The organism is Photorhabdus sp. RM322S (assembly GCF_042879395.1).
GTDB lineage: Bacteria > Pseudomonadota > Gammaproteobacteria > Enterobacterales > Enterobacteriaceae > Photorhabdus > Photorhabdus khanii.
In genome coordinates, this window is record NZ_JBHFKW010000076.1 from 1 (window position 1) to 6,706 (window position 6,706).

General features: G+C 56.2%; 8 protein-coding genes. 5 read left to right on the forward strand and 3 right to left on the reverse strand.

Annotated elements, in window-relative coordinates:
- Both ACGF63_RS21920 and ACGF63_RS21925 read left to right on the forward strand, forming a co-directional pair.
- Nucleotides 1–432 (forward strand): hypothetical protein (locus ACGF63_RS21920; RefSeq protein WP_387633196.1); only part of this gene is annotated, 432 nt, incomplete at its 5' end.
- On the forward strand, nucleotides 429–698 hold the full coding sequence (locus ACGF63_RS21925) for a hypothetical protein (RefSeq protein ID WP_046974165.1): 270 nt from the start codon (nucleotides 429–431) through the stop codon (nucleotides 696–698). The genes ACGF63_RS21920 and ACGF63_RS21925, both read left to right, overlap by 4 nt.
- A 51-nt stretch (nucleotides 699–749) precedes the next feature.
- Here ACGF63_RS21925 and ACGF63_RS21930 read toward each other — a convergent pair whose 3' ends face one another.
- The 3 genes from ACGF63_RS21930 to ACGF63_RS21940 form a co-directional block, all read right to left on the reverse strand.
- On the reverse strand, nucleotides 750–947 hold the full coding sequence (locus tag ACGF63_RS21930; RefSeq protein ID WP_387633198.1) for a hypothetical protein: 198 nt from the start codon (nucleotides 945–947) through the stop codon (nucleotides 750–752).
- A gap of 14 nt (nucleotides 948–961) precedes the next feature.
- Nucleotides 962–1,282, reverse strand: coding sequence for a SymE family type I addiction module toxin (locus ACGF63_RS21935; protein ID WP_387633200.1), 321 nt, complete (start codon nucleotides 1,280–1,282; stop codon nucleotides 962–964).
- A gap of 76 nt (nucleotides 1,283–1,358) precedes the next feature.
- Nucleotides 1,359–1,751: a helix-turn-helix domain-containing protein gene (locus ACGF63_RS21940; RefSeq protein ID WP_387633202.1), complete on the reverse strand. Its 393-nt coding sequence runs from the start codon at nucleotides 1,749–1,751 to the stop codon at nucleotides 1,359–1,361.
- Between the two features lie 113 nt (nucleotides 1,752–1,864).
- Between ACGF63_RS21940 and ACGF63_RS21945 the strand changes: the two genes are divergently transcribed.
- The 3 genes from ACGF63_RS21945 to xerC are packed head-to-tail and all read left to right on the forward strand — an operon-like array spanning nucleotide 1,865 to nucleotide 5,805.
- Nucleotides 1,865–4,564 carry a CHC2 zinc finger domain-containing protein gene (locus ACGF63_RS21945; protein WP_387633203.1) on the forward strand — a complete coding sequence of 900 codons (2,700 nt, stop codon included), beginning with the start codon at nucleotides 1,865–1,867 and terminating at the stop codon, nucleotides 4,562–4,564.
- 10 nt (nucleotides 4,565–4,574) lie between these two features.
- Nucleotides 4,575–4,772, forward strand: a complete 198-nt coding sequence (locus tag ACGF63_RS21950; RefSeq protein ID WP_387633205.1) for a hypothetical protein — start codon at nucleotides 4,575–4,577, stop codon at nucleotides 4,770–4,772.
- Between the two features lie 10 nt (nucleotides 4,773–4,782).
- Nucleotides 4,783–5,805 (forward strand): site-specific tyrosine recombinase XerC, encoded by a 1,023-nt coding sequence (gene xerC / locus ACGF63_RS21955; protein WP_387633207.1) that lies wholly within the window; start codon nucleotides 4,783–4,785, stop codon nucleotides 5,803–5,805.
- Nucleotides 5,806–6,706 lie beyond the last annotated feature (901 nt).

The window sequence follows — 6,706 nt, forward strand, 5'->3', positions numbered from 1 at the left end:
TGTCCGGGGAATAAAGGAGAACCTCCGCACCCATATCAAGGAGTTAGAGATGCATCTGAATATTTGCAATTTATGGGAGTCGGCAGAAGTCAAAGAAAGCAGATCATTGACTCATTTGAACTTTCAGGAATGTCTGTACATAAAGCAGGTGATAGCCTTTATGGTGCACGCTTCCATGATTTTGGAAAAAGAGCCAGACCTGAAGGGCAGTATGTATTTGAAACGTTCACTCCACAAACAAATAGAAGTGGGTTGGCATTACCGCCTGATTGGAATGGAATGACAGGGATTCAACAGTTTCAAATAAAACCGGGAACGACAATCATAAAAGGTAAAGCAGCACCACAATATGATTTCGGCCCTCAATATACTGGCGGTGCAGAGCAAATATTTGTACTTGAGCCGTGGAAATATGGATCTCTAATGAAATGAAAACTTCTGGCAAAACATTTTTGATTGATGCTCTTCAATTAGTTCAGGATACAATTGAACTACATCAAAGTGGAAAGAATGCACCATTATCTATTAGTGCATTAACTCAAGTAAAAAAAGAGTTAGAGGAAATGATAAGGGTTATGAATCCCCAAGTTTACAAGCCATCATATCCAAGATTTATTATGGATTGGCCTGATGAAAATGGGGTGATATCAACCTTAATTGATGTTGCTTATTTTTACCAAAAAATAAGAAAAGTCTAATACAACTCAAAGCCGGAAAGATCTTTCGAGATCTTCCGGCCTTCTTATGATCTACCGTGGCGCATACCCACGGTAAGCCAGCGCCGACTGGAGCTTAGCAATCGCATCCTTAATCTGATACGCTTCCTCGTCATTCACCGCACAGGCCCGTATCTCCGCCCAGCACAGCCGCTTAACCAGTTGGGCTAAGGCCAGCGCTTCAATGTGAGTTAACTGAATGTCCTGTAAATGTTCAATCGCTATCGTCATCTCATGCTCTCCCCTTAACCCACAAAACCGGTTATCAACGCCCGCATCTGCTGCTTAATCTCCCGCAGTTGGGCCTGTTGTCGCTGGTATTGCTGATGCTGTTGTTGCGTGGCCTCACTGTCAGGAATCAGCACCAGACAACCATCCATCACCTTCACCGTAATCTGACCCCCGGTATTAAACCCCGCCTGTCTCAGCCACTGCCCCTTCAGATGTATCGCCGGTGTGGCCTTGTTTACCCGGTTACCGTTCGGCACATAACCCACCGTGTAATAACGTTCTGTTCTTGCAGCTTTATTTACTGCCACTTCTGCCTTAGAATGCGCCTTAGCCATAGTCACTACTCCTATTAGTTGCCTGTGGTGAGCGGCTGTGACAGGGTGCAACCTGTCTCAGTCGCGCTATCTCTCTTTACTCTCTGTTATGACCAATCACCGTATCCAGCATCTCCGACACAAACTTCTGTCTGGCTTTCGGCAACTGACTGATAATCTCAATCTGTTGTTCCAGTCGGGAACTGGGCCCCCGTTTACTATTACGCCTGACCGAGGGCAATCCAAGCAGTTCATCCAGCGATAAGTTCAGTATCTGCGCCAGTAACGGCAGGAGTGCCGCTGAAACTTTTAGCCGCCCGCCTTCATAATGCGCCATTGTCTGCTGAGCAATCCCCAACTGTTCCGCCAGTTGCTGCTGGGTAAGTTGTTGCTCCTTGCGAGCCAGCGCAATCCGCGCGCCTAACTCTTTAAAGAATGTTTCATCCTTCGTCTTCATGGCCTGTATCTGCCTGTGAGTTAACGGTGCCATGAGGATACTCCCTGTTTTTAATCTTGCAGTTGACAATACTCTATTTTAGAGTACTCTGCAACAGAGTTATTTTTACTCTTTTCATCTTGACAGGTTTTTGGAGGAACAGCGATATGGCACGGATACCCGAAGCAGAATTACAGCACCTGAAAACTGCCGTCTCCTTAGTGGCCGTGGCGGAACAACAGGGACGCAAGCTGATTAAACGCGGCAAAGATTACGTGCTGCTGTGCCCGTTCCATCAGGAAAAAACCCCGTCAATGGTGTTGAGTCCTGAAAAGAACCTCTATCACTGCTTCGGCTGTAATGAAGGCGGTTCGGTGCTGGACTGGGTGATGAAAACCGAAAGCTTAAGCCTGCGCCATGCGGCGGAGCGGTTGCGTGCCTTGCTGGGCGAAAATCCGGCGGTCAAGCCGCTGGTTGCGCCGTCTGAACCGGCGTTGCTGGCCGAAGATGAAGCGGGCCGGCAGGCGCTGCTGCATCGGGTGGTGGAGTTCTATCACCATACGTTGCTGAACGCGCCGGAGATGCAGGCGTACCTGACACAACGGCGGCTCAATCACCCGGAGTTAGTCGCTCACTTCCGCCTGGGCTTTGCCAACCGCACGCTGGGGTATCGGCTGCCGTCAAAGAAGCTCAAACCGGGCGCGGAAATCCGGGCGCGACTGCGGGCAGTTGGCCTGATGCGGGAATCAGGTCATGAACACTTTACCGGCTCGCTGGTTGTGCCGGTTATCAATCCTCAAGGGCAAATACAGGAAATCTACGGACGTAAAATCGGTGACCACCTGCGGGCAGGTACGCCATCGCACCTTTATCTGCCGGGCGTGCATGGCGGCGTCTGGAATGAAACGGCGCTGATGGCCGCGAAAAGCCTTATCGTGTGTGAATCGCTGATTGATGCGATGTCGTTCTGGGTCGCAGGGTATCGGAACGTGACCGCCGCTTACGGGGTCAATGGCGTGACGGCCGACCACTGGCAGGCGTTCGAACGGCATGGCATCAAACAGGTGCTTATCGCGTTCGACAATGACAGCGCGGGCAATGAAGCCGCGGTGAAACTGGCGGAGGCGCTGCTTGTGCGGGGTATCACACCGCTGCGCGTGATGTTCCCCCCTGAAATGGATGCCAACGACTATCTGTGTCAGATGGCTGAGCCGGAAGCCGCCTTCGCCCTGCTGCTTGAAAGCGCGACGCCAATATCCACCGCCGTAGCAGCACGCACGGCGGCGGAGGTGTCAGCAGAAGCCGCCCCGCCTCCGGCTTTAGCCGCTGCTGTAACGGCGGTGCAGAACCCGACGCCCGGCATCATCTGGGAAACAGGGGCAGACGGGGAGCTTAAGGTCTCGCTGGGCAGCCTGCGCTGGTGTATCCGGGGGTTAGCGTCCGTTAAATCAGGCGCGGTTGCCATGAAGCTCAATGCGCAGGTCATTGATACCCAAAGCGGCGTGATGTTCCTGGATGGCGTTGACCTGATGAGCGCACGCAGCCGTCAGGGCTATGCGCGGATGGCTGCGGCTGAGCTGGGACTGGCTGAGGGGGACCTTCGCCGCGCGCTGGGACAGGTGTTACTGGCAGTCGAGCAGTGGCAGCAACGGGCGGAAAGGGGGACTGAGCAGAAAACGCTGGAGATGAACGACGCCGAGCGGGCCGCGGCACTGGCGTTGCTGCAAGACCCGAACCTGACGGCGCGTATCACCACGGATTTAGCCGCCTGCGGGGTGGTTGGCGAATCAACCAACCTGCTGGCCGGGTATCTGGCCGCCGTCAGCCGCAAGCTCGCCAAACCGCTGGCCGTGCTGATACAGAGCAGCAGCGCAGCAGGCAAATCGTCCTTAATGGACGCGGTCCTCAATCTGATACCCCAGGAAGAACGGGTGCAGTACAGCGCCATGACCGGGCAGAGCCTGTTTTATCTGGGGGAAACCAACCTGCAACACAAGATACTGGCAATCGCCGAAGAGGAAGGGGTACGGCAGGCCGCCTATGCGCTCAAGCTGCTGCAAAGTGACGGCGAGCTGACCATTGCCAGCACCGGCAAGGACGAAGCGACCGGCAATCTGGTCACCAAAAGCTACACGGTCAAAGGCCCGGTGATGCTGATGCTGACCACCACCGCCATTGATGTAGACGAAGAGCTGCTGAACCGCTGTCTGGTGCTGACCATCAACGAATCGCGGGAACAAACCGAAGCCATCCATGCGTTGCAGCGCCACCAACAGACCCTCGAAGGGCTGCTGGCTGAAAACGAGCGCGACTATCTCACCGCCCTGCACCAGAACGCCCAGCGGCTGCTAAAGCCCCTGAATGTGGTCAATCCTTACGCCTCACAACTGACGTTCATGTCCGACAAGACCCGCACGCGCCGCGACCACATGAAATACCTGACGCTCATCCAGAGTATCGCCCTGCTTCATCAACATCAGCGGGCAGTCAAAACCACCGAGCACCGTGGCAAGGCCATTGAATACATCGAAGTCACCAAAGACGATATCCAGCTTGCCAACCGCCTCGCGCATGACATCTTAGGCCGGACGCTCGACGAGATGCCACCGCAGACGCGCAGGCTGTTGCTGCTGATACAAGGCTGGGTCAGGGAAAGCGGGCAGCCGCGCCATGACATGTTGTTTACCCGCAAAATGCTGCGGGATGCGGTGCAGTGGGGCGATACCCAGCTGAAAATCCATCTCTCGCGGCTGGTTGAAATGGAGTACCTGCTGCTGCACCGGCGCGGGCTGACGTTCATCTACGAACTGTTGTTCGACGGGGAAGACAGCGAAGCTGCACACCTGAGCGGGCTGATAGTGCCCTGAATGGGGCAGTATGAAATCGTCCGGTCGGGGTAAGGCGTTAAATGGTCGCCTTCCGGTCGGTATCAGGTCGGCGAGAGGTCGGGTTAACCGTATCAGCACAAAGGCAGGCACAACAAGGCTTCACAACAAAACGGTCAGGTTCAGCGAAAAATCACTGTTCCGACAGGACAGAATAAAAAACCGTAGCATACCGACAGAACTCCCATAAGAGGCAGACGATGGAAACACAACCGACTTTTACCCTTGCAACCTTACGCCAGCAGCTTGAGGCATATCTGGAAATCCAGACCGCCAGCGGGCACAGCACCCGGACACCGGAAACCTACCGGGAATGGTTAACGCCGTTCGTGGACTGGTGCGAGATGCGGGCGGTCTACCATGCGCCGCAGGTCTCTCTGCCGTTGCTGGAGAGCTGGCAGCGGTATCTGCGCCGTTACCGCAAGGCAGACGGACAGCATTACGGCAACAACAGCCAATTACAGCGACTTCGTTGCCTGCGGGGTTGGTTCCGCTGGTTATTGCAACGCCACCATATCCTGTATAACCCGGCTGACATGCTGATACTGCCGAAAGAAGAGCAGCGGCTGCCCGCGCAGGTACTGAGTGACGTCGAGACGGAGCAGGTACTGAACAGTCTCGACACCCAGACGCCGCTGGGTCTGCGTAACCGCGCCGTGCTGGAAGCGCTCTGGAGTACGGGTATCCGGCGCACAGAACTGATTAATCTGAGACTCGGCGACATAGACCGCCATCGCGGAGTGGTCGTTGTGCGACAGGGAAAGAACGGACACGACCGGGTGGTGCCGATAGGGGAACGGGCGCTGGCGTGGCTGGAACGGTATCTGGCTGACGTGCGCCCGCAACTGGCTTACCGATATGACAGCGGATATGTGTTTATCACAGTCAGAGGTAACCCATTATCACGCAACACCTTAACGCAGATGGCAGGGCACACCATCCGTGAGGAAGCCAAACTCGACAAAGCCGGGTCATGTCACGTGTTCCGGCACTCAATGGCCACGCAGATGCTGGAGAACGGCGCTGATACCCGGCATATCCAGGCCATACTGGGGCATAAAAAGCTGGAGACGACACAAATCTATACGCGGGTGGCTATCGGTCACTTAAAAGAAGTCCATGAGCAGACGCACCCGGCAGAGCGGAAACCGAAAAAGCAGAAAACGCCGCCAGACAACAGGCAGACGGAGAGCGCTAAGCCGGACAGCCCGAAGCCGACCTGAACGCCCGCAGTTGCCGGACAGTCTTTAAGGTTAGCCGGTTCCCTGTGAGCGTGTGGGGTGCAGTGAAAGGCAGACCGCGCGCGTCCCTGCGCACGGACTGCCCCCTACCTTCTGAGTGCCGGCGGTAAATGCCGGCCGCCCGGCCCTAAGCTCCGGTGTTCTCTGTCACAACCGTTGCCGGTCAGCCGCCATTCAACATAATGTGGCATTAAGCGCAATGGGCCTGCACGGCCCGCCACGCTTAACGAAACATTATGTCGGCGCCGCCCACCCAAGGGCGCTGCGCGGTCACCTCAACAACAGCGTGCGGCTGGCCGCCGGGTTCAGCCGCTTAGCCCCAGCGGCGCGCAAGGCTGGCGCCTTCCGCTGTCAGCGTCAGTGCCAAAACCTGCCGCCGCAATCGCCGCCGTCCGTGGCGGCTCCGGTGCCCAAATCCGCCTGAAACCATTGTCGGTCAGTCCGTCAAGGTCAACAGCCCTGAAGGCAGGCCAGCAAGCTGGCGCAGTTTATGGCCCCCGCCCCAACCCCGCTGCACTGGCTGCGCCCGGCTCGCAGTCGCAGGCTCCTTGCTCGTTGCCGTGCTCGCCATCTCCGCCCCGTCCGCCCCCGCGGGCGGGGGCTCCCCGCTTAACGGCTTCACCTGCGGGCCTCGCCAGCCCGCACCCGGCCAACCCGCGTCAGCGGCGCAGGCAAGCTGCCCCGCCGTCGCGGGTTCCCGATAAAACCCGGTTCCGGCAGGAAAAGCGGGCCGAAACCCGATTATGACATTGGGGGAAAAGTGAGCTACAATCGGCAAAGTGCACATCGGGGTTTTGGGTTCGCGGGGGTGAGTGAAGTGGGGAGGCGTGGCTCTTTAACAGGCTGTTATTAAAGAAAAAAATCCTAAGAAAACAGTATGATC

What these genes read in the sequence shown, in the direction of transcription:
- ACGF63_RS21940 (WP_387633202.1), bottom strand. Translation starts at nt 1,751, where the DNA reads ATGGCACCGTTAACTCACAGGCAGATACAGGCCATGAAGACGAAGGAT.
- ACGF63_RS21935 (WP_387633200.1), bottom strand. Translation starts at nt 1,282, where the DNA reads ATGGCTAAGGCGCATTCTAAGGCAGAAGTGGCAGTAAATAAAGCTGCA.
- ACGF63_RS21950 (WP_387633205.1), top strand. Translation starts at nt 4,575, where the DNA reads ATGAAATCGTCCGGTCGGGGTAAGGCGTTAAATGGTCGCCTTCCGGTC.
- ACGF63_RS21930 (WP_387633198.1), bottom strand. Translation starts at nt 947, where the DNA reads ATGACGATAGCGATTGAACATTTACAGGACATTCAGTTAACTCACATT.
- xerC (WP_387633207.1), top strand. Translation starts at nt 4,783, where the DNA reads ATGGAAACACAACCGACTTTTACCCTTGCAACCTTACGCCAGCAGCTT.
- ACGF63_RS21925 (WP_046974165.1), top strand. Translation starts at nt 429, where the DNA reads ATGAAAACTTCTGGCAAAACATTTTTGATTGATGCTCTTCAATTAGTT.
- ACGF63_RS21945 (WP_387633203.1), top strand. Translation starts at nt 1,865, where the DNA reads ATGGCACGGATACCCGAAGCAGAATTACAGCACCTGAAAACTGCCGTC.